The sequence below is a fragment of the Allofournierella massiliensis genome (assembly GCF_004345265.1).
Classification (GTDB): domain Bacteria; phylum Bacillota; class Clostridia; order Oscillospirales; family Ruminococcaceae; genus Allofournierella; species Allofournierella massiliensis.
Map to the genome: position 1 here is coordinate 15,780 of NZ_SLUM01000017.1, position 23,840 is coordinate 39,619.

A 23,840-nucleotide genomic window follows, 5' to 3' on the forward strand; every position below is an offset into this window, starting at 1 on the left:
TGGGAGTTGTTTTGAAGATGTAAAACCGGATTCTTGTCAAGTAATCAGCAACTGACAAGAATGACAAGAACGGCCACATGCGGCATCGCCTGGAACAGTCATTCTTCTCAAAAAATTTCGTTCTTTCCAGTAGCTATTTCCTGCTTTCTGTGATATTGTTCGTTTGCCAAAAGGAGGCGATGATATGCAGAAAGAAAATTATCTCACGGTTGATCAGTGGTGCGACCAGTGGTTCACCAGCAACCGGCACAAATGGAATGGCAACACCGAGGGCGGGTACCGCAATCTGATTTACAGCCACATCATCCCCAGCATCGGAAGTGTGGCGCTCTCTGACCTTACAAAGCAGACAATCACCGATTTTTACGACAGCCTGCGAAGCCAGGGACTCAGTGCCAGAAGCGTCTGGTGTGTCCACCTGCTCCTGCGCCGGTGTATGGACGAAGCGGCACAGGACCAACTCATTCCCTACAACCCGGTGCGGCTCTGCCAGGAACCCAAGGAAGAGGAATACAAAACAGCCCCTCTGCGATTGGGGCAGCTCCAGCGTTACCTGAACGCAGCGGAACAGCTCGGCGTACTCCCGCTCATCTATACAGGACTATCAAGCGGTCTGCGGCAATGTGAACTGATCACCTTGTCGTGGGCCGATTTTCATGTTCGCTACAAGTACATTCTCAAAGGCCGGCGCCTGCTTACGCTCAATGAGAAAGCGGCGTATCTCCTGAAGCGAATCCCTGAAACAGACTCAATCTATGTGTTCCTCAACCCCAGAACCGGAGTGCCGTATAAGCTCCACGAGTTCTACTATCTGCACAAGAAGATATTGAAACAAGCCAGACTCCCGTGGGTAGCCTTCCGGGATTTGCAGCGTCAGTGCATGGAGGTGGAAATATGACACTTCGGGAATACATCAACTTCTGGCAGGAAACCTACGACAAGCACCAAAGCAGGCCGACCACCTATGCGGCGCACAACTATGTATTCAAAAACCATATCCTTCCCGGCCTGGGAGACACACAAATCTCTGAATTGACATCGGAGATGGTCGGAGAATTTCTGGAGGAACGGAAGCGCTTCGGTAATCACAGAAGAAGCGGTTTTGGATTGGGTGAGGAAACCATGCGGCACATCCACCGCCTGCTCCAGCAGTGTCTGAATCAGGCCATCCGGGACGGTCTCCTGACAGAGAATCCTGCCAAGGCATTCCGCTACCGCAAGTCCACGACGGTGAAAGCGAATATCATGACGCCTCTGGAAATGGAGGACTATCTGGATGCCGCCGAGCGTCTGGGCTATCTGCCCATGTTCATGCTGGCGCTGACGGCAGGCCTACGCCAAGGCGAGCTAATCGCCCTGAAATGGAGTGACCTGAATATGAAAAAACGGACGCTGACCATCGCAGAAAAACGTGCCGTGGAACGGCGTGAGCTGGTGGAGTACGGTAGCCAGACGAGGTCAATAAGGCTGACCCCGGAGGTGGTCGACCTTCTCATCATGGAGCACAGCAAGCACCCCAGCAGCCCGCTCATGTTTATGCACCCGGCCACGCTGAAACCTTACTCGCCGCAGATGGTGCGCCGGATGCACAAGGAGATTATCATAGAAGCTGGACTCGACCATATCCGGTTTACGGACCTGCGGCACACATGCGCCATCGCCTCCCTGCGAAATGGGATGGAAGCCAAGGAGCTGGCGCAGATGCTGGGGCACGCCCGAACCAGCATGACCCGGCAGAACTATACGCCGTACCTGCCCCATAAGAAGAAAAAAGACGGAGAGTCTCCAAGCGAAGCATCTCAAGCCGAGCTGAAGCAAGCCGCAAATATTCTGGATAATCTTCTGAAATTCTGATAGCTATTCCGGAAAAGGTGTGGTATATGTTTGTGTCACAAGGAGGCGAAGCCCATGAAATACAAGCTGATCAAAGAACTATATGAATGCTTCTACACTCCGCCGGAGCTTTCGGCCCCCCGGCAAGAAATAGAGAAGTGCCACAAGGCTTTGATCGAGGTGCTGGAGAAACCCGAACGCAGGCTGGTACTTCAGATCATTGACGCCAAGGACCGCATTGTTGAAGACACTTCCATCGACAGTTTCATCTCCGGATTCGAACTGGCGTGGCAGCTCTCTATGGAACTGAACAACTATAAAAACGAGCGCTTGGCCTCCTGCCGAACTGGGAGGCTGGGCGCTCGTTTCACATCTGAGAAGGAGGAGCCGAAATGAAAAGGCGTATCATCATCGCCGCAGCATTTACCGTCTGTCTGGCCCTGTGGGCCGCTGTGTGGCCGCAAGCCGAAACGGTCGGGGAAACACCTGCACCGCCCCAAACACCCGCCGCAAGCGCCCCAGAGCCGATTGTCGCAGAGGTCAAATTAGAAACAGAAAGCGATTTGCCAACAGAGAAAGAAAAGACTGCGACTCCACAGTCGGAGCCTCCCCATGAAACCACCAATGAACGGGAGCCTGCACCAGTGGAAGCGTCTGCAGCTCCCAACGCACGACCAATGTCTGAATCGGAGCATGTTCCGGAACCTACTCCCGTACCCGCCTCGGCGCAGGCGATCACTGACCTACAGCCCGGCGATATGGTTTATGTGGAGGGCTTCGGTTGGCTGGAATACCAAGGGCCAAATCACTGCGAATACGGCGCGGACATTTACGAAAACGGCAACAAAATCGGCATCATGGGCTGACCTCAAAAATTGCGCCGCATAAACAATGAAATAACCGCAGGAGAGCTAAAAACACTCCTGCGGTTACCCTTTTCCAGTTGGTAATTCAAAATCTCCTGTCTGGAAAAGAAATCACAAATCTGAAAACTGGATTTTCAATAGACAAAACGGTATTTCTGTGTTAACATTATTTTGTGTTAGTGTAAACTCAGTGTATGAGGTGTTTATATGAGTCAAATTATCCAAAGATTAGATCAGCAGCAATTGAAATCCCTTTGTGGTGTTGTGGCTCATACTTCTGAAGGATTGACTAAAAGCGAATTAACAACACTTTTAGGTCAATGCGGAATTTGTGCTGTTGATGACGGCTCCTCCCGTAATCAGTTGGGATATACCATAGGCTTAAACAAAAGAGACTGGCTTTACAATTGTCTGGTAACAGAGATAAACAGGAGCCAATCGTTTAGTAAGGTCTTTTCGTTTTTGCAGGCAGTGCTGAATCCTGCCTCATACACGAGTGCTGATAGCAGGCAAAAATACAGGTACTTATTCGAGGAAACAAACAAAGTCCTTCTCTTTGCCGGGTTATCAATTGACCAAAGTGGGCGATTGGTAGCGGTTTCGCAAGCTGAAACACTTTCTGAAGTTGACCAGCGAGTCAACCACTTGAAAAAAGCTCTATATGACCGTGCCATACATTCTGAGGTACAGAAGTACTGTGTTGAAGACTATTTGAGAGCAGACTATTATGATGCTGTGTTTGAAGCGGCAAAAGGATTGGCTGAACGTGTCCGGCAGATTTCCGGCTTGACTACAGATGGTGGAACACTTTTTCAAACTGCGTTTTCCAAGAACGATCCTTATATCTTCTTTAACGCAATGAAGACCGATAGCGAGCGCAGCGAATTTATAGGCTTGAAGGAGCTGCTTGAGGCAATCTTCCACTTGGTTAGAAATCCAGCAGCGCACACACCCAAAGTTAATTGGAAGACTGATGAAACGAAGGCACTTGATATACTTACATTAATATCGTTTGCACATAAGTATTTAGACGAGTGCCATCGTATGCCGGGAAAATAACGAGAGGATGCTTAGTATGGATAGACCTCAATATGTAAATTGGATTGTTCGAGAGGACGGAGTGGTTTTTGAAGACCAGCAGCCATTGAACTGTTACAGGCTATCCTATGTCATAGATGACGCCATCCTCGATGACTGGGCACTTCACATTAGAAAGCATTATGTTCCAGATGGTGAATTGGAAGAAGATGCCGCGTTGAACAAGTTGACGGTAGAGGAATACTTGCGCCAATATGTTATCCCGCAAAAAGGAGAACCATTTGGACCGACGGCACGGTCAAATGATATTAGCGAAATTCTGTTTGCAGATTTATTTGAATTCATCCTAAACTATGAAGTTCCCCGGTGTAAGCAGCACAACCGTTCCGGTAAAAATGAATCTGAGCATGGCACAGATATAATTGCATACAGGTTCTTCGCTGAAGGAAAGGCTCCGCATAAAAACGATGAGCTTGTGGCAATAGAGGTAAAAGCACTTCTTTCTTCAAATGAGGCCGATAAAGTAATTAAAGATGCAGTCACCGATTCAAAAAAGGACGAGGATCGAGTTTCTCATACTTTGAATTACTACCGAAAAAAGCTCCGCTTTATGGGAAAGTCAGCAGAAGCAGCGGATGTAGCAAGATTTCAACAAAAAACCGAATACCCTTATAGAACATCCTTTGTAGGGGCTGCCATTTCAAGCTTGCCAGCTGTCGAAAAGAAAGTCATTGTCGGTATTAAGGGAGCAGATTTGGAACTGAAAACAGATCAGTCCGTTTTTTATGTCCACGGAGCAGATTTGATGTCCCTGACACATCAAGTATTCGAGAGGTGCATTAAATGATTTTCTCAAATACTTCAAATTATATGCTCAAATACCAAAAGGCCAAAGCAAAACTTGTAGAGTATGACATTCCGCAAAAGGATTATCCTAAGTTTCCATTAAATTCGAATGAACTATCCTATCCTGTTGTTTACATACTTTCTCGATACGCCGAAAGTGTCATTGAAAACAACATAGCTGACATGGAAGAATTTTCACCACATTTAGTGGCTGCTTCACAATACTTTGATGCGGCTGTAGGGGCCAATGATCGTGCAGAGTATGATGTTGATTTTTTGCTGTCTGGAGCTGCGTCCTACTTCCTTTCTGATGACTTCGGAAGTGCAAAAGTTTTATGCTCCGAGTATTTTGCGCGAATAAATCCGGAAACCAATGTTCCTCAAAAAATCATGGGTAACTTACTTGGGTATCTTCTACTGAATCGAGACTTTCATATAAGTGAAGATACTCCTTATGGAGAAAAAGTCTGCCGTTCATTGCTGGCCTATTACAACACCGGAAAAGGGGCGGAGGAAATACAGAATCTATTATCGGAGTATAGAAAAGTGATTTATGAAAATGATGCTCCGATGGAAATATACTATGTCGATATATTGTGCGCCATTGTCACGGTAGCTTTGTCCAAGTCATCGTGGAGCCTTCTACCCAGGTATTCCGAGTTAGATCAGTCCCTGTGGTCAGATTACCTTAAAAGCCCAAAGGCTCCAAGAATGCTGTGGCCAGCGCAACAGCTTATTGGCGAAAAGGGAGTTTTAAGGGGGCAGAGTGCGATAGTACAGTTGCCAACTGGAGTAGGAAAAACTAAAAGCATTGAGCTGATTATTCGTTCGTCTTTTGCCTCAGACAGAGCGACTACAGCAATAATAGTTGCTCCGCTCCGTGCTCTGTGCAATGAAATAGCAAATGATATGATTTCGGCATTCGGGGATGAGGTTTTAGTCAACCAGTTTTCTGATGTTCTCGAGGAAGACTTTTCTCTTGATTTATTCTTGTCCCTTAAATCGAAAATACTGATTTGTACCCCTGAGAAACTCAGCTATATCATTCATCACCAAGCTGATTTCCTGGATGAAATTGGTCTGTACATATTTGATGAAGGTCACATGTTTGATGACGGAAGTCGAGGGGCCATTTACGAATTGTTGATTTCCGAAATCCGGGGTCACATCTCGTGGGGAGAACAAATCATCCTTCTTTCTGCGGTACTTTCTAATGCCGAGCAGATTCAAAAATGGCTCTTGGGTGAAGCAGGTGTTTTAGCGTCAGATCCTAAAATCAAGGCAACACCCAAAATGATTGGGTTTGCCTCGCAAACAAAAGATATCCACTATTATTCTAATGATTCAGCACAAGAAGATTTTTATGTTCCCCGCAGTATAGAGGTTATTGCATTACAAAAGCGTCCCCGCGAGAAAAAGCAACGCTATTTCCCGGAGCTAACAGACGCCAAAGACATTGCGATATATTACGCAAATAAGCTATGCAAAAATGGTGGAGCCGCCATTTTTGCTAATCGAACCAGCACCGTGCTGACCGTAATCAACAGAATTATTGAATTAAGGGATCGGGGGCACGACCTCGCTGAGATTAAAGGAAACAGCGATGGCGAGGAAATGAATCGACTGGCACAATTAATGTCCGACTATTATGGGGAACAGCATCCATATACGATTGCCTGCTATTTAGGAGTTGTCCCGCATTATTCTAACTTGCCTAATGGACTGCGCCTTGCTGTAGAGCATGCCTGTAGAAACAAAGCGCTGCGTCTGATTGTCTGTACGTCTACCCTTGCACAAGGAGTAAACATTCCAATAAAGTATCTTTTTATGACCAGTTTTATGGTTGCGAGAAATAGCATGCAGATCCGCAGTTTTCAGAATTTGATGGGACGAACTGCACGCTCTGGAATGTACACTGAAGGAAGTGTTATTGTTACAGATCCGCGGTTGTTTGACAATAGAAATAACCGGATCAATGGTGGCAACTTGAGATGGAATGACTGTACAAAAATGTTCGATAGCAGCGCTTCGGAACCATGTGGAAGTTCTATTCTGTCATTAGTTCAAGATATTGTTATTGACTACCAAGCGGGATTTATTGGTTCAGAAGTAGCAAAGTTTATTATTGAAAACTACGGTAAAAATGATTGCTTCAATCAACTTATATCAGAGCTTTCTTCGGCACTTCTTGAAAGGTATCCGAGCAAGACCAACAATAATATTGCAGAATTAGTTAGTTTTCGGAAGCATACCATGGAAGCTATCGAAAATCATCTGTGTTTCGTTTTTTCAAACGACGAAAATACAGATAGGCAAGCAATAGCATCTGAGATTTGCAAAGAGACGTTGGCATATTTTATGGCCAATGATGATGAAAAAGCCTTGTTAGAAAGAATCTTTGACATCATCGCATTGAAGATAAGTGAGTTTGACCATTCTCAGCTTAAGAATTATGCCAGAACTATGATTGGTATTGACCTTTCGTTACAGATTGAAAAATGGATAGCCGAAAACCACCTTACCCAGCAGAATTATACGAATGAACAACTGGTTAAGATACTCATATCCTTTTTCCTGGAAACCCATACACTCAAGAAAGAAATAGGCTGCTTTGCGGATATTTGCCAAATGTGGCTTGATGGCTGTTCATTTGTTGAAATGCATGAGTGTACATCCTTGCCGATAGCGGATCTTGAAGATATCTGCAGTAAGTCCATTTCTTACGAATTGAGTTTCTTTGTGGGGAACATCATTGATATCATTGAGATCAATGACGAAGACATAGTAAATCCCTTGCCCAATTTGCTCCTCCTACAAAGAAGATTGAAATACGGAGTCAAAACAGAAACCGCAGTTTCGGTATGCGAGAAAATCTTTAATGACCGATTCCTTGCAAATCTTCTGGCAGACAAAATAGGCCATGATGCAATCGAGGCTAACAGCATCGTAGGTGTTATGAAGTCGCATAAAGAGGACATCTTGGATATCCTATCGGCCTATCCGACGTACTTTTCCGAGCGTGTCCAATGGATATGTAAGGATTAACTTCATGTCTTACGCCGAAACTTTTGGCTGCATCAATTGTTCGTGCATATGAAGAATCAGAGGTGAAAAAATGACTGTTTGCTATAATAAATTGTGGAAGCTACTGATTGATAAGAATATGAAAAAGAAAGATCTGCGGTTGGCCACCGGCATGTCTACCACTGCCCTTGCCAAGCTGGGCAAGAACGAGCATGTCAGCACGGAGATCCTCACCAAAATCTGCAAGGCGCTGGACTGCGACTTCTGCGACATCATCGAACTGGTGAAGGAGGAGCAGCATGATTGATTTTTCCAAGATAGAGCAGTATCGGGAGAATAACCGCATTGAGGCCAAGAAAGCCCTCGGCGGCCTGCCCAAGAGCATTTGGGAAACCTATTCTGCCTTTGCTAACACTCACGGCGGTATTATCTTGCTGGGCGTGGAGGAGTTGGCTGATAAGTCCTTCCGCACGGTGGATCTGCCCGACCCGGAGAAACTCATCAAAGAGTTCTGGGACATCGTCAACAATCCCAACAAGACCAGCGTAAATATACTGTCCTCCAAAGATTTGTTCGTCCAGGAGGTCGATGGCAATCATATCGTGGTCATCAACGTCCCCCGTGCAGAACGTTCCTATAAGCCGGTGTATGTGGACGGAAATCCCCTCTGCACCTATCGCCGAAATGGTGAGGGTGACTACCGCTGCACCAAAGAAGAGTACCAGGCCATGGTGCGGGATGCCTCCGTGAAAACACAGGATATGCTCATTCTGGAAGAGATGGATATGTCCGTGTTCAACAAGGAAAGTGTTCGCAGCTATCGCCAGAGAATGCGTCTCTCTCGCCCCGGTCATGTGTGGGAATCTTTGGAGGATGAAGATTTCCTTCTGCGGCTGGGTGCCGTTGGTATTGGATCTGATGGAAAGAAACATCCAACCTCGGCAGGACTTCTCATGTTTGGTAACGAATACGATATCGTCCGTGAATTTAACTCCTACTTCCTGGATTATCAGGAGCAGTATGATGCCGACACCCGCTGGACCGACCGAATCATCTCCTCTTCCGGCGACTGGAGCGGCAATGTGTATGACTTCTATTTCCGAGTCTACAACAAGCTGATCCAGGACATCAAGGTGCCCTTCAAGATGGAGGGCGGTACCAGAGTGGACGATACCAATGTGCATAAAGCCCTGCGCGAAGCATTGGCGAACTGCCTGGTTCATGCCGATTATTACGGCAGACAAGGCCTGGTCATCATCAAAAAGCGTGATTCCATCACCATGGCTAATCCCGGCGGTTTCCGTATTGAGATAGACGCAGCTAAAAGCGGTGGTGTGTCCGATCCCCGGAACGGAACTATGCTGAAATTGTTCAACCTGATTGATATTGGCGAACGTTCCGGCAGAGGCATTCCCCTTGTTTTCAGCGCTTGGCGGGAGCAGGGGTGGGCAATGCCTGCTGTTACAGAACAACTTGAGCCGGAGAGAACAATACTGACGCTCACATTCGAAAAAATCGGCGATAAAAAATCGGCGATAAAAATCGGCGATAAAAAATCGGCGATAAACGCAAAAATGAAGGAAACCATTATTGCGTATCTTACCGATAACCCCGAAGCAAAAGCTTCCTCGATTGCTGAGTATATCGGCCTGAAGCCGTCTCGCACAAGAGACTATCTGAATGAATTGATTGTGGAAGGAATCGTTGTCGCTGAAGGCAGTAACCGTAACAGAACCTATCGGTTGAAAGCGTAACAGTTCTTATAGAGATATTGTTGAGCATATAAAAGAGCCCACTCAGGATTAAGTCCGTTTTTTGGGACACGTAAGCCTGTAAAATGCTAATATGGGAGATTGTAAAAGTCTCCAGAAAACGGAGGTAGCGATAAATGGCAAGAACGATTACGGTAAAGGGCATTGGAAAAGCATCCGCAAAGCCCGATTATGTGGTGTTTTCCATGACTTTGGAATCCAAGCATAAGGATTACGATAAGGCAATGGATATGGCTGCCGACCATATCCAGCAACTCAATGAAACACTGTGTGGTATCGGCTTTGAAAAGGGCTCTGTTAAGACTACGAACTTTAGTGTCCGCACGGACTATGACCGTGTAAAAGACCGCAACGGTAATTATCAGAACGTATTCTGCGGATATGAAGTGACCCACAATCTGAAACTCGCTTTTGGTTTTGATATGGGCAGACTGTCCTTGGCGCTTTCCGCTATTGCAGGTTGTCTGTCTCACCCGCAGCTTTCGGTGGCCTTTACCGTGAAGGATGCGACTGCGATCAATGAGGCAATGCTCCGCTCCGCCGCCGCCAATGCAAAGAAAAAAGCCGAAATTCTATGCGAAGCATCCGGCGTTACAATGGGTGACCTCATTGCCATTGATTACAATTGGGGGGAGCTGGATATCTACTCCCATACCCGTTATGACTGTTGCGAGGACGCTATGCCTTTGATGGCAAAATCCATCGATATCGACCCCGATGATATTGACGTGAGTGACACGGCAACATTCATATGGGAAATCAAGTAAGGAGGAACACCTGTTATGTCTATGACTGAGCTGCAAAAGCAGACAAATGCAAATATACAGGCGAAAGCCAATCTGATCTGGGAAATCGCCACCCACCTTGTGGGCCTGTTCAAACCACATGAGTACGGCAAAGTGATTCTGCCTATGACCGTGCTGAAGCGTTTTGATGACGCTCTGAAGCCCACCAAGGCAGCCGTTGTGGAGATGGCAAAGAAACTCGACGCACAGCATGTTGAGGGCGCGGCCCGGGATGGAATTCTGTGCCGTATCTCCGGCTTTGATTTCTATAATACCAGCAACTACGATTTTGCAAAGCTGATCGCTGACCCGGACAATGCGGAAATCAACTTTGAAGCCTATCTGCAGGGCTTCTCCGCCAATATCAAGGATATCATCGATAACTTTGACTTTACCAACACCGTGAAGCTGATGGTAAAGGGTGGCGTTCTGTTCGTGACCCTGCAGGAGTTTAATTCCTCCAAAGCTGATATGTCCCCGGAGAAAATCACCTCCGCTGACATGGGCTATATCTTTGAAGAACTGATCCGGAAGTTCTCCGAGTCTTATGACGAACAGGCCGGTGCTCACTTCACCAGCCGTGACATCATCTATCTGATGACTGAGCTTCTCGTTGCACCCGAAAAGGCTGAAATTATGGCAGAGGGTTGCACCAAGACCGCCTATGACATGGCAATGGGTACTTCCCAGATGCTTGGCTGTCTGACCGAGCGCCTCCAAGAGATCAGTGAGGATGCAGCCTTGACCTGCTTCGGTCAGGAGTTCAACCCGGAAACTTACGCCATCGCAAAGGCTGATATGCTTATTAAGGGCGGCAACGCATCCGGCATGAAGTTCGGTGACACCCTGAGTGACGATGCCTTCTCCGGTTATGAGTTCGACTACATCATTTCCAATCCGCCCTTCGGCATTGACTGGAAGCGCGAAAAGGCCCAGGTTGAAAACGAAGCTAAGCGTGGCTTCGACGGTCGTTTCGGCCCCGGCCTGCCTGCCATCTCCGATGGTCAGATGCTGTTCATGCTGAATGGCGTGAAGAAGCTGAAGGAAGGCTCCGGCAGAATGGCGATCATTCAGAACGGCTCTTCCTTGTTCACGGGTGATGCTGGGTCCGGTGCATCCGAGATCCGCCGCTATGTCATCGAGGGCGATCTGGTGGAAGCCATCATTCAGCTGCCTACCGATCTCTTTTACAATACGGGGATTTCTACATACATTTGGGTACTGACCAAGGGTAAGGCCATGTACCGCAGCGGCAAGGTACAACTGATCGATGCCAGCAAGTGCTTTGTGAAGCGCCGCAAGAATATCGGCTCCAAGCGTGTCGACCTGGATGATGCCTGTATCGACCTCATTCTCCGCGCATATGAGAAGTTCAGCAATGAAACCTATGAGGAGAACGGTCTGGTTGTGGAGTCCAAGGTGTTTGACAACAGCTTCTTCGGTTTTACCAAGGTAACCGTGGAGACCGCCCAGGCAGACAAGGACGGCAAGTTCATCCTGAAGAAAGGCAAGAAACAGCCGGTCAAGGGTGCATCCGATACGGAGATCATCCCCTTGTCCGAAGATAGCGAAGCATACATGAAAAAGAACGTCCTGCCGTATAACCCTCTGGCCTACATCGACCCGGCAAAGGATAAAATCGGCTATGAGGTACCCTTTACCCGATTGTTCTATAAGTTTGAGGCACCGGCATCCTCTGATTCCATTTTCGAGGAGATTAAGGCTCTGGAGGCAGAAGAAACAATCCTGATGAAGGAGTTGTTTGGCCATGCGTGAGATGAAAGATAGCGGAATTGAGTGGATTGGATCGATTCCTACACACTGGAAAACAGAGCGCTTACAGTGGCATATTACTGAAATCAAAGAAACTAACAAGCCGGAAAAATCCAGACAGGTTTTATCGTTAACAAACAAACGCGGCGTTATCCCTTATGAAGAAAAAGGTGCCCAGGGCAATGTATCTAAAGAGGACTATTCCCAATATAAGTTAGCCTATCCGGGAACCATTGTTGCTAATAGCATGAATATTTTGATTGGCTCAGTGGGACGATGCGATTATTTTGGCTGTGTTAGTCCTGTTTACTATGTATATAAGCCCAAAGACGGTGAAAACCTTGAGTTTATTAATTATTTGTTCCAGATGGAGCAGTTTCAGAAAGAATTGCGTCGTTATGCAAATGGAATTTTGGAAATCCGTCTTAGAGTTTCTTCTGATGGCATCTTAAAGCGTGAGATGGCATTTCCTCCGTATGCAGAACAGATGCAAATTGTATCTTTTCTAAATGCTAAATTATCTCATGTTGAGCAGTTAATAACGAATGTTCAGACGCAGATTGAAAAACTAAAAGAATATCGAACCAGCTTGGTTGTGGAAGCCGTTACTCGCGGATTATGTCCATGCAATATGAAGAGTACTGAAAAAATAGAATGGCTGTCCGAAATTCCGGCTCATTGGATCGAGTGTAGAATAAAGAATGCAATTTTTCCTCAAGAGAAAGAAATCTTGCCCACTGATCAAATTATAACTTGTTTCCGAGATGGAGAAGTGACTTTGAGAAGCAAACGCCGTGAAGATGGTTTTACAGTGTCATTTACTGAGCATGGTTATCATGGTGTAGATATCGGTGACTTGGTTATTCATGGTATGGATGCTTTTGCGGGAGCGATAGGTTGCTCAGATAGTAGGGGAAAAACAACACCGGTTGTTCATGTCTGCAACACAGTAGGTAATAATCGCTATTTTATGTACTATTTGCGAGCTATGGCCTATGGAAACATATTGATGGACTTGTCAAATGGTGTTCGTATCCGTTCAAGTGATTACCGAAATTTTGATCGCTTAGGTGTATTTGGCATCGCAATTCCTCCGAGAGATGAACAAGATGAAATCGCTGAATATCTTGACAGAAAATGTGCTCAAATAGAGCAATTAATTGCCATCAAGCAGGCAAAAATCGAAAAACTGGAACAATATAAGCGATCCCTCATTTATGAATATGTCACCGGCAAGCGGGAAGTGATGTAATGGCGAAGGACTATACCAATCAGCACATTGTTCCCAAGCGATATCTGGATAGATTCGGGATGAAAGATGGCAAGCGAACCATCATCGGAACCCGCATTGTCAATAAAGGCAATGTGAGGTTCTTCACCGATTCAACAGTAAATGTCGGCTACATAAAGAATTACTATGATGTGACGGACAAGAACAATCCAAAGTATTGGGAGCATTATTTCGCAAGAGAGATTGATACCCTGTGTGGACAGGATACGGAGAATATCATCGCGAAGGTTACATTATCTCGCCCCGATACAATTGTTCTGTCTGCACACGACAAGCAAGTTCTGTCGAAACTGATTATTGCACAGCTGATGCGCATTCCTGAAAGCATTGACTATGTGAAAACTGTGCTTTATCCAAAAGTCTCAGCACAGGTCAAGGAAGATCTGGTTTCCACATTACCTCCTGCTTTCGTTGAAAAGCACAGGGAGCAGATAATGAATACGGAGTTTCCCGAACAATACCAAAAAGAGTTGGTGCTTAATCATTCTTTTGAGCCAGCTAACTTCGACCGCTATTGCAAAGTGTTGCAGGACGGTGTTTGGGTAGTGTATGCCAATATGCACCGAGATACAATGCCATTTCTCACAAGCGACAATCCGGTGCTTGTTGAAGGAATTGGAAAAACGGAAACAGGTCTGTTCCGCAACGGTCTTGCGAATCCTGCAACTTGTATTTTCTATCCTTTAAGTCCTGGGATTGCGGTGGCAATTTACTCCAGACAAGGAATAGTGGGGGTAGTTTCCGATGAGTATGACGGAAGAAAGATTATGCTTGGTGAGTTGAAATACATCATGAATAAGAACGTAAAGATCATGGCACAGGCATATCACCATTCGTTTATTCCCCAGCCTCTCTATGATGAGATTGCTGGCGGCAGCTTTTAATCGAAAAGACTGGAATCTAAGCATGAGCAATTCAGGGATTCCTTCATATGTCGCCTAAGGGTTGACCTTTTCGCGAAAAAACAAGGTATACTATGAAAAAATATCTGATGGAGGTATCCCATGAAAGAATTGTTTCCCATCGAAGCAGACAACCTGCCCATAGAAGTTAAGCAGGGTACTATGCCCATTCCTGCAGAGGGTAAGCGCCTATACATTACGCAAGATACCAAAGGTGTTGACTTCCATGCACTTCTGGGACAAATCGTGCAGTGCGTAAATATGAGCGAGATTCTGGCTGAGATTAAAGCCGGAACCCAGTATGTGGTTCAAATCCCCGCAGAGTTCCAGGCGGCGTATGAATCCGGCGAGATGTTCATCATGGAAAACATGAAGACCGGCAGAAAGTGGCCAAGCCTGATGAAGATTGCCGAAGATGGAAAGCATCAAGTTGTGACACCTCTCCCTATTGCGGAGCAGGCAATTGTTCAAGGTAATCCGGTACAGGAGCTTGCAAATAGCCACCACAATATGTTGATGCAACAACAGGTGGCGCGTCTGACTGAGATGGTAGAGCGTACATATCGTGTGGTTGAGCAAATCAAACATGGGCAAATGGATGACCGCATTGGGCTACTGGAAGCTGGTAAGAACGGTTTGATTCTGGCTATGTCAATGCCGGAAGGTGAGGAACGTAACCGCCAGATAGACTCCAGCAGACAGAACCTACTTGTTGCTCAGGCGCAGATCGAAAAAACGCTTGAACGCCGTGCTGGAGAATTCGAACCTCTGCCAAAGGCAGCCCCCGCTCGATTCATGCGTGAGGTCATCCACAGTGGCTACCTGGCAGAAAAACGCAGAGATGTACAGGAAATGCAAGACTATTATGACCTGTATTTACAGGCAACCAAGCTGCTTGCAGCTTCCTATGCCCTATGCGGAAATTTGGAAACAGCAGAACAAACTTTCCGATTGAGTGAATCCACTATTCGGTCTATCGATTTCAGCAAAGTTGAAACCATACGCTATCAGCACAAGGGATTGACGGATATGTTCTATTCGGCTCCTGCCGGGTATATTGCCACAGAGCGAGATGTATGTCTGGAGGCGGCAAAGCATTACGATTATGTGGCCCTTGAGGTCAGCGGAGAGAAATTGTTGGAGGTACTGGGAAATGGACAAGCAGAAGCGGTTCAAGAAGCAGGAACTGAAGAGTGAAGATTACAAGGGCATGGAACAGGGTGCAAAAGCTCTGAAGGGTGGCCTTGGACTGCTTGGTTCCTTAGTCTTGATAGTAAAAAACAAGGACAATCTGAAAACCCTTGGTAAGAGTGCCATTAAACTTGCAGGCAAAGTCACTAAGATGTAAGGGGGTGTTATATCGTGGATAAAAGCGAGAAACGATTTGAGCGAGATATAGAATCCTTCCTGATTTCCCCAGAAGGTGGTTACACTCAGTTTTGCGGACAGGATGCCGAGGGCAATTGGGTACATACTCGTCAACATGATGTTTCCAAGTGCATCTATATGGATGTGCTCTGTGAATTCATCGCCAAGACCCAGCCCAAGGAATGGGCCAAGTATACCAAGTATTATGGTGCCAGCGCTGCGGACAAGCTGTATCACCGCCTGGAAACCACCATCTCTAACCAAGGTTTACTATATGTCCTCCGCAACGGTATCGAGGATATGGGCTGCAAGCTGAAGGTCTGCTTCTTCAAGCCAGAGTCCAACCTGAACCCGCTTGCTATTGAGCTCTACGAGGCTAACATCCTTGGCTGCGCCCGTCAGTTCCGCTACACCACCGCCAATACCAATACCATCGACATGGTGCTGTCTGTGAACGGCATTCCTGTGGTTGCTCTGGAACTGAAGAACCAACTGACCGGGCAGGACTATGTCTGCGCCATCAACCAGTTCAAGCATGACCGCAGCTCCAAGGAGTTCGCGTTCCGCCTGAACCACCGTTTCCTGGTCTACTTTGCCGTCGACCTTTACGAAGCATGGATGACTACCCGGCTTGCAGACGGAGGTACTCGCTTTCTGCCTTTCAACCAAGGCTCCAATGGTGCTGGTGTTACTGGCGGTGCAGGCAATCCCCAGAATCCCAACGGCTATGCCACAAGCTACCTCTGGGAGGAAGTGCTGCAGCGTGACAGCCTGCTCGACCTCATCCACCGTTTCATTTCCTTTGTGAAGGAAAAAGAGGAAGTAGTCAAGAACGGTGTTACAAAAACTGTCACCAAGGAAAAGATGATCTTCCCGCGCTACCACCAGTACGATGTGGTACGTAAGATCATGGCTGATGTGCGAGAAAACGGTGTCGGTACCAACTATCTGATTCAGCACTCCGCAGGCTCAGGCAAGTCCAACTCCATTGCGTGGATTGCTTACCGTCTTGCCTCCGTTCACGATGTGGAGAACAATGGCCTGTTCGATTCCGTTATTGTGGTCACCAACCGCGTGGTACTGGACAGCCAGTTGCAGGACACCATCAACAGCTTTGAACACCAGGTTGGTTTGGTGGAAGCTATTGATGATAAGAAGAACTCCCGCAGCCTTGCGGAAGCCATCAACGATAAAAAGCGTATCATCATCTGCACCATCCAGAAGTTCCTCTTTGCAAAGAAGGATATGGAGAAGTTCCGTGGCCGTAAGTTCGCCATCATCATCGACGAGGCCCACCAGGGGCAGAATGGTGAAAGCGCAAAATCCCTCCGCCGCAGCCTAATTGATATTGGCGTTGCTATCAAAGAGTATGCCGAAGAAGCGGGAATCGAAGAGGAAGAAGTGGATCTGACCGACGAGTACATCAATGCAGTCATCGGCCAGGGCAGACATGACAATCAGTCCTTCTTTGCTTTCACTGCCACCCCCAAGGGGCAGACTCTGGAATCCTTTGGTACCGTAGTGGGAATGACCCCGGAAGGCGAACCCATCAAGGCTCCGTTCCATGTGTACTCTATGCGGCAGGCTATAGAGGAAGGTTATATACTGGATGTGCTGGCGAACTACACCACAGTCAAAGAGGCGTTCAGGCTAATCCGTGTGTCCGAGGATAACCCGGAACTCATTGAGGGTCAGGCATCCCGTGCGCTGTTCAAGTATTACAAACAGCACGGTTATACCATTGCCCAGAAAACTGAAATGATTATGACCAATTTCCTGGAAAACTGCCGTTATCAGATTGGCGGTAAGGGCAAGGCTATGGTCGTGGCAGACAGCCGTGCAAACGCAGTCCGTTATTATCTCGCTATCAAGAAGTATCTGGCCGACCATGCCGATCAATGCGTAGGCTGCGATGTGATGGTTGCTTTTTCTGGCGAAGTTACCCTGGATGACTATCCGAGTGAAAAGCCTTTCACCGAGGCAACCATGAACCTGGATGAAAACGGCAAGTATATCACCACCGACAAAAAGTTCCGTAAGGCGTTCCACAGCAGCCAGTACAACATTCTGGTCGTTGCGAACAAGTATCAAACGGGCTTTGATGAGCCGCTGCTCCACACCATGTATGTGGATAAGAAACTGCGTGATGTTACCGCAGTTCAGACTCTCTCGCGTCTTAATCGTACTGCTTTCGGAAAGAACAGCACCTTTGTTCTGGATTTCGAGAACACCGAGGAGGATATCAAAGGTGCCTTCCTGCCGTACTATGAAACCACGACACTTGAAGGTAGCACTGATTTGAATCAGGTCTATGACCTCCGTAATAAGATTCGGGATTTCATGCTGTACAATTTCGATGATGTGGAGACCTTCAACAAATTCATGGCAACCCAGGCAGGCAAAGACCAGGATGCCGCTGCCCTTGGCAGACTGGCAGGTATGTTCCGTCCCGTAATTGCTCGGTACATGGATCTGAGCGAAGATGACCGCTATTCCGTTCGGGACTATGTGCGAAAGTTCAATAAGGCGTATGCTTTTGTTACGCAGTTGGTGCGGCTCCATGACAGGGATTTGTTTAACGAATATCAGTATACCCTGCATCTCGTTCGACTTCTTCCGAGAAGCGGCGGCGATGAATTTGTGGATATTGAGGACAAAATCAAGCTGGAGTACGCATCCCTCACCGAGACCTTCCGTGGGGCAATCGTCCTGGATGAGAAGCCGCCCGTATTTGTGCCCGGTGGCAGCACCGCACCGAAGGTACCTAACAAGAAGAAAGATACCCTCCAGAGCATCATCGACAAGGTGAACGAACGCTTCAGTGGAAACTTCACCGATGCCGACCGCGTCATCATCGAGGGGATCTATCAGATGTTCATGAAGGACTCCGAGGTTAAGAAGTTCAGAAAATATGCCAAGGACAACAGTACCGAAATGTTCGTGCGGTCTCTGTTCCCTGATAAGTTCCGCGATATTGTGACCCAGTGTTTCCTTGATAACAACGACTCCTTTGCAAAATTGTTTAACGACCCGGATTTCTATCAGAAGGTTCAGGAAGCAATGGCCCAGGAATTGTACAAGGCATTGAGAAAAGAATAACACGATGTATTTTTTACTTGCATCATTGCCTGCTGTTGAAGCCAGGATATAAAGCAAAATTTTAGAGCAAAGAATGGGGGTATGGATATGCAGATACTTCAATTAGATGAGTTTTTAAGGTCAATAAAACAAAATATAGATACTCCACATTCTTTGCTACTCGGTGCAGGTGCATCTATTGAGTCGGGAATCCCATCGGCAGCAGACTGCATTTGGGATTGGAAACGTGAAATCTATTTATCGCAAAACCCAGGTGCAATTGGAAACTTTGACAATTCCAAGTCTGAGGGTGTCCGCAGAGTTATTCAGCGGTGGATCGATTCACAAAATATATACCCGGCAGAGAATAGCGCAGAGGAGTACTCGTATTTTGCGGAAAAGGCATACCCAATAGCGGATGATCGCCGAAAATACTTTCAGCACTTGGTGTCAAACCATGATCCAAGCTTGGGATATCATCTGATTTCTTTGCTCGCGTTAGAAAATATAATAAAAAGTGTGTGGACAACAAATTTTGATGGTATGACACTGAAGTGTGCACATCAATACAGCCCGCTCGTTCCCATAGAAATAACCGCAGAAACCTCGGGCAGGATATACCGTGGAGATGTTGACAAGGAGCTCCTATGCATCGCTTTACATGGTGACTATAAATATGGGGCGCTAAAAAATACAGAGAAAGAACTTGATTCGCAAGACGGTGAACTGGTAAAGGCATTGCTGCATGAACTGACCAACCGAGATTTAATTGTTATGGGATACAGCGGGCGAGACCAGTCACTTATGAATGCTTTGCAGCAAGTTTATTCGACGAAAGGTGCGGGCAAACTTTTTTGGTGTGGTTACGGAACGAGGGTTTCATCAGAAGTTAAAGCGTTGGTTGAGATGGCCAACAAAAATGGCAGAGCCGCTTTCTATATTCCAACTGAAGGCTTTGACAGTACAATGTATGCAATCGCCCGCCACTGCATGAGTGAAAATAGAGAGTTTTTGGGGAAAGTGGACGATATCAAAAAGAAGCTGTCTATTACACTTGAGCCACAGCATAGTGGGTTCCTGCAACCTAATCTAACTATAAACAAAGTGGTAAGCACCAATGCGTTCCCAATCGCATTCCCAAATCAGTGCTACCAGTTTGAGGTTTTGCTTGCTCCTGGCGAAAAACAGTGGGATTTTTGCAAAATGCTGGGTAGAGATGATGTTATGGCTGTGCCCTACAAGAATCTTGTGTATGCGTGGGGGTCGAAATCCGTCATCGAGGAAGCATGCAAAGGCAAGCTAAAAACCAATATTGAGTTATGCCCGTTAAGCAGAGCGACAATCGCTGGAAATGGTACATTTCGGGAGTTATTGCTCAAAACACTTGTTCACATTCTTGCCGCAAGCCATGGTCTGGGACATTCAAAGGACAAAATCTGGGATACAAAAGAAGTGTTGAAGTACCGTGTTGGAGCCAAAACTGTTACAGCATATTCTGGAGTTCGGCTTGCGTTGTTATTTGATAACAAATACAGTTATCTCACACTTGTTCCGAGTTTCATGTACGCTGATGACGCAGTACTAACCAGGGAAGAAAAAAAGCAATTTGCGGACTGGTTCAATGCGAAAGTCAATAATGGTCGGCCAAACCAAAACGCAAATGAGCACATTAGAAAATGGGTCAGAAAAGTAATCGGCAACAAAAGGTTTTCAGCCAATTATCCTTTAGGGAGTACAACGAACTTTACATTTTCGGTTGTAAATAGCAGCGCGTTGGTTGGCGTGAACTTCGGAAAACAAGCTTCTATACAATTGCCCGATACCATTTCGCCCAAACGGATTATTTTTTCTGGAATAGAATATCGAGATCCAACACTTCGATTCTGCGGCACATCTATGCGCGGTGTGGCTGAAGATTTCCATCCAATGCGCGGGTTGATTTCGAATGCCCCTGTAGATTATGCCATGAATAGCGGCGTATTACATTCTGCAATCTCGGTAGGGGTTGTTTGTCCAGATGAGCATAACCAAAAGTTTGCTCAGTTCATTTCCGGTTTGAATCGCCAGTCGCAAGCGAAGCACAATACTGATTATCTAATTTCCTTCCCAGGTTTCTATCAGGCCTTCAAGACAGGTCTTGATTTACCGGATCCCAACAGCAGCAAGTGGAAGCAAATTACCGCTTCAAGTGAGTGGGATGTCCATAAAGCCGCTGTTGAGTTTGGTGATTCAATAATTAGAAAAATTGACCAGCTTAGCGCAAACTCTATTGATGTTATACTGATTTACATTCCCAAGGAGTACGAAGTATTCACATCATATACCGATGGAACGGTAAATTATGATTTACATGATTACATTAAAGCTTACGCTGCGCAAAAACAGGTAGCAACACAATTTGTTCGAGAAAAAACGATCGAGAGCGATCTGCATTGCCAAATTATGTGGGCTCTTTCTTTGGCGCTGTATGTAAAGTCCGGGCGGACTCCTTGGGTGGTGAACGGAATACAGCCAGATACGGCTTTTGCTGGAATTGGATACAGTGTTATGAATGGACCGTCGGAAAGCAATGTGGTTGTTGGTTGTAGCCATATATACTCTTCTGATGGTCGTGGAATGAAGTACAAGCTTTCCAAAATTCAAGATTATTCGTTCGACAGAAAGAAAAATCCGTATTTATCCGAAGAAGAAGCATATAGGATCGGTCTCAATATCAAAGAATTGTTCTACAAATCTTTTTCTGAACTACCGAAGCGGGTCGTTATTCACAAACGTACACCTTTCCGAAAAGAGGAAGTCAAAGGATTGGTGGAAAGCCTGTCATCTGCGGGAGTTAAGAATATAGAGCTTCTTGAGATAACATACGAGGATAACCTGAAATGCTTTGCGTTAAATGAGCGTTGCACGCAGGTGGACGGATATCCTGTGCGCCGAGGGATGTGCTTCCCAATTGACAAAAACACCATGTATCTTTTTACCCATGGAATTGCACCATCTGTAATTTCTCCGAACAGGAGATATTTCCAGGGCGGTAAAAGTGTCCCGCTACCACTAAAAGTGGTTAAACACTATGGTTCTGGGGATATGGCACAGATTGCGACGGAAATTCTTGGATTGTCGAAAATGAACTGGAACAGTTTTGGACTGTATTCAAAACTGCCCTGTACGATAGAATCTTCGAATGAAATTGCACGAATCGGATGGTTGCTGTCTCAATTTGAGGGAACACTTTACGATTATCGCTACTTTATGTGAAATCCGATGTAACCAAAGCGGGCGGCAATAAACAGTGATACAAAAATCACCAGAAAAGTGACGGTAAAACCAACGATAACACCATACAATCAGAAGGAGCTGAGACCACCAAAAGTCTCAGCTCCTTCTTTTGTAACGCCTATTCTTTTCTCTGTGATCCGTTCCGGCTGGCCCAGTGGTTGCGCAGCAGGCCTTCAATCTCTCTGTCCTTGAATCGGTAGACTACAGGGATGGCAACCGCTGCCGCGATTGCATAACCAACATATTCCAGCCAGGGATACAACGGCAGGAGTCGCTCCACGATGATCTCGATTCCGAAATAGCACGCAAGCAACCAAAGCAGGACAAAGATGAGAACAACAGGAGAACCGGAACCCTCGCGTTTGGTGATTTTGCTCCGCAGATGCTTCAACGCACGGGTGCGGATATCCCGGATATTTCTGGACGAGCACTGCTTGTCCCGTGCGACGGATTCGGTGGACTCGCCGTTGATGACGGTGCGAAACAGAATCTCCCTCTGCAATTCGGTCAGCTCACGCAGGCCCTCGTCAAGCTCTTTGCGCACATACATGAAGGGGTTTTCATCAGATCCCTCCGGCAGATACTTCGCCCGGTCGAACCAGCGCATATCATCATAGATTGCGTTGCGCACTTCCTCCGGAAGAAACGCCTCCGGATTGTAAGAGATGGGCTGTTTGATATCCACATCTTCCAGAGTGTCCGGCGCAACACGCTTGTGGAAGTTGGCCTCGCTGTAGTAGAGCATATGCTCCAGCTCCTTCCACTCCTCCGGATGCTCCTTCACCCACTGGTCTGCGGCAGCGGCAGCTTCCGGGTCCATAGAGTGTATCCAGCGCCAGTCGGACTGCAGTTCTTTATAAGATTGGGTATCCTTGAAGGACATGAACTCACCGCCCTTTCTGCGTTCACAAAAAGTTTACAATTTCCGACCTTCCGATTTTGCGATTTTTCTCTAAGTAATAGTAGAAGGACAATTTCACCCGGGTGGAGTTTCCTTCGGTTCGGTACGGCACGGTTTCCGCGCTGACGAACCCACATGGCCTTTGACAGAGCACCCCCTGAGAGCATGTGCGCTCTCCGCCATACGGCAATCCGCTCGGAAGGTCATTCCATCTCTGGCCGTGCTCCCGGGAGCACGGTCTCTTTTTATTCTAACACGGAGGAGGCGAAAAAGATAGCTCACAGATGAAAGCAAAAGACTCAGCTACAAAGCAGAGGAGGGATGCACACCAGTACGACCACAAAACAAAAACCGCCGTGACTGCGGCAACAGTCCGGCGGCTCGGCGCACACACAGGCACGCACAAATCTTCTGACTAAAGTATAGCAAGCAGGCGGCGGAAAAGCAATGAAAATTTTCCGCACGCTCCCTGTGTGCGCGCCATCGAACTCTACAACAACACAGGAGGTATGAATTGAGTTACAATAAATGGCCCAAGCGTAGCGCAGAGAAAAACTATTTTATGGTGCCCAACGAGATATTCAGCATTGGTCTGGATTACCGGGAGATCTCCCTCTACGCCTATCTGCTCCGGTGTGAGAACCGTGAAACCTATCAGTGCTATCCCAGCTACAAAACCATTGGCAAGGCGATTGGCATGAGTGAAAACACGGTAGCCAAGTACGTGCGGCAGTTGGAGGAGAAAGGCCTCATCTACACGGAGCCGACCATCATGCAGAGCAAAGATGGAAAACCGCTGAATGGAAATCTACTCTACACCATCCGTCCTATCCCAGGTGTACTCGAAGCGTTCTATGAGCGGCAGTTCCAGCAGATGGAGGAGGACATCGCCCGTCAGCGGGTAGAGGAACAACTCGCTAAGGCCAGCGCCCAGGGCCGCCAGAACGCCCTGTGTGCGTCTTTCCGGGAAGAAGCGAGTCCCAGTCCCAACCAGGGGGTTGAAGCCGGACTTGAGCCGTTTTCGGCAGACTTTTGCAGGACGAAAGAAAAAGCAGGATAAAGGCATGGCGTCGCAAGCGCCGCCACA

General features: G+C 46.9%; 19 protein-coding genes. 18 read left to right on the forward strand and 1 reads right to left on the reverse strand.

Annotation, left to right across the window (positions count from 1 at the left end):
• Nucleotides 1–184 precede the first annotated feature (184 nt).
• From EDD77_RS10675 to EDD77_RS10755, 17 genes are all read left to right on the forward strand, one after another.
• Complete coding sequence (locus EDD77_RS10675; RefSeq protein ID WP_058963762.1) at nucleotides 185–898, forward strand: tyrosine-type recombinase/integrase; 714 nt, start codon at nucleotides 185–187, stop codon at nucleotides 896–898.
• Nucleotides 895–1,854, forward strand: coding sequence for a tyrosine-type recombinase/integrase (locus EDD77_RS10680; protein WP_058963763.1), 960 nt, complete (start codon nucleotides 895–897; stop codon nucleotides 1,852–1,854). Before EDD77_RS10675 ends, EDD77_RS10680 begins: the two co-directional genes overlap by 4 nt.
• A gap of 54 nt (nucleotides 1,855–1,908) precedes the next feature.
• A complete protein-coding gene (locus tag EDD77_RS10685) occupies nucleotides 1,909–2,229 on the forward strand; it encodes a DUF6809 family protein (RefSeq protein WP_058963764.1) in 321 nt (106 codons plus the stop codon).
• Nucleotides 2,226–2,699: a DUF6550 family protein gene (locus EDD77_RS10690; protein ID WP_058963765.1), complete on the forward strand. Its 474-nt coding sequence runs from the start codon at nucleotides 2,226–2,228 to the stop codon at nucleotides 2,697–2,699. Before EDD77_RS10685 ends, EDD77_RS10690 begins: the two co-directional genes overlap by 4 nt.
• A 207-nt stretch (nucleotides 2,700–2,906) precedes the next feature.
• Nucleotides 2,907–3,758 (forward strand): TIGR02391 family protein, encoded by an 852-nt coding sequence (locus EDD77_RS10695; RefSeq protein WP_082669547.1) that lies wholly within the window; start codon nucleotides 2,907–2,909, stop codon nucleotides 3,756–3,758.
• A 16-nt stretch (nucleotides 3,759–3,774) separates the two neighbouring features.
• Nucleotides 3,775–4,584, forward strand: coding sequence for a Hachiman antiphage defense system protein HamA (locus tag EDD77_RS10700; RefSeq protein WP_058963767.1), 810 nt, complete (start codon nucleotides 3,775–3,777; stop codon nucleotides 4,582–4,584).
• On the forward strand, nucleotides 4,581–7,628 hold the full coding sequence (locus EDD77_RS10705; protein WP_058963768.1) for a DEAD/DEAH box helicase: 3,048 nt from the start codon (nucleotides 4,581–4,583) through the stop codon (nucleotides 7,626–7,628). The genes EDD77_RS10700 and EDD77_RS10705 overlap by 4 nt, the downstream gene beginning before the upstream one ends.
• 70 nt (nucleotides 7,629–7,698) lie before the next feature.
• Nucleotides 7,699–7,914: a helix-turn-helix domain-containing protein gene (locus EDD77_RS10710; RefSeq protein ID WP_050617973.1), complete on the forward strand. Its 216-nt coding sequence runs from the start codon at nucleotides 7,699–7,701 to the stop codon at nucleotides 7,912–7,914.
• On the forward strand, nucleotides 7,907–9,361 hold the full coding sequence (locus tag EDD77_RS10715; RefSeq protein WP_058963769.1) for an RNA-binding domain-containing protein: 1,455 nt from the start codon (nucleotides 7,907–7,909) through the stop codon (nucleotides 9,359–9,361). Before EDD77_RS10710 ends, EDD77_RS10715 begins: the two co-directional genes overlap by 8 nt.
• Nucleotides 9,362–9,495: 134 nt before the next feature.
• Nucleotides 9,496–10,146, forward strand: a complete 651-nt coding sequence (locus EDD77_RS10720) for an SIMPL domain-containing protein (protein ID WP_058963770.1) — start codon at nucleotides 9,496–9,498, stop codon at nucleotides 10,144–10,146.
• 15 nt (nucleotides 10,147–10,161) lie between these two features.
• Complete coding sequence (locus EDD77_RS10725) at nucleotides 10,162–11,940, forward strand: type I restriction-modification system subunit M (RefSeq protein ID WP_058963771.1); 1,779 nt, start codon at nucleotides 10,162–10,164, stop codon at nucleotides 11,938–11,940.
• Nucleotides 11,933–13,189 carry a restriction endonuclease subunit S domain-containing protein gene (locus tag EDD77_RS10730; protein ID WP_058963772.1) on the forward strand — a complete coding sequence of 419 codons (1,257 nt, stop codon included), beginning with the start codon at nucleotides 11,933–11,935 and terminating at the stop codon, nucleotides 13,187–13,189. The genes EDD77_RS10725 and EDD77_RS10730 overlap by 8 nt, the downstream gene beginning before the upstream one ends.
• Entirely contained in the window at nucleotides 13,189–14,112 is a 924-nt protein-coding gene (locus tag EDD77_RS10735; RefSeq protein ID WP_058963773.1) for a DUF4238 domain-containing protein, read from the forward strand. The genes EDD77_RS10730 and EDD77_RS10735 overlap by 1 nt, the downstream gene beginning before the upstream one ends.
• Nucleotides 14,113–14,232: 120 nt before the next feature.
• Entirely contained in the window at nucleotides 14,233–15,327 is a 1,095-nt protein-coding gene (locus EDD77_RS10740) for a hypothetical protein (RefSeq protein ID WP_058963774.1), read from the forward strand.
• Nucleotides 15,284–15,478 (forward strand): hypothetical protein, encoded by a 195-nt coding sequence (locus EDD77_RS10745; RefSeq protein ID WP_058963775.1) that lies wholly within the window; start codon nucleotides 15,284–15,286, stop codon nucleotides 15,476–15,478. The genes EDD77_RS10740 and EDD77_RS10745 overlap by 44 nt, the downstream gene beginning before the upstream one ends.
• 14 nt (nucleotides 15,479–15,492) lie before the next feature.
• Entirely contained in the window at nucleotides 15,493–18,597 is a 3,105-nt protein-coding gene (locus EDD77_RS10750; RefSeq protein WP_077138515.1) for a type I restriction endonuclease subunit R, read from the forward strand.
• An 87-nt stretch (nucleotides 18,598–18,684) separates the two neighbouring features.
• Entirely contained in the window at nucleotides 18,685–21,831 is a 3,147-nt protein-coding gene (locus EDD77_RS10755; protein ID WP_242868331.1) for an SIR2 family protein, read from the forward strand.
• Between the two features lie 139 nt (nucleotides 21,832–21,970).
• Here the strand turns inward: EDD77_RS10755 and EDD77_RS10760 are convergent, their stop codons facing one another.
• The gene (locus EDD77_RS10760; RefSeq protein WP_087292481.1) at nucleotides 21,971–22,735 is read right to left on the reverse strand and encodes a sigma factor-like helix-turn-helix DNA-binding protein; all 765 of its coding nucleotides are present in this window, start codon (nucleotides 22,733–22,735) and stop codon (nucleotides 21,971–21,973) included.
• A 532-nt stretch (nucleotides 22,736–23,267) separates the two neighbouring features.
• On the opposite strand from EDD77_RS10760, the gene EDD77_RS10765 reads away from it, so the two are divergent.
• Nucleotides 23,268–23,813 carry a helix-turn-helix domain-containing protein gene (locus tag EDD77_RS10765; protein ID WP_058963779.1) on the forward strand — a complete coding sequence of 182 codons (546 nt, stop codon included), beginning with the start codon at nucleotides 23,268–23,270 and terminating at the stop codon, nucleotides 23,811–23,813.
• The last annotated feature ends 27 nt before the right edge of the window (nucleotides 23,814–23,840 follow it).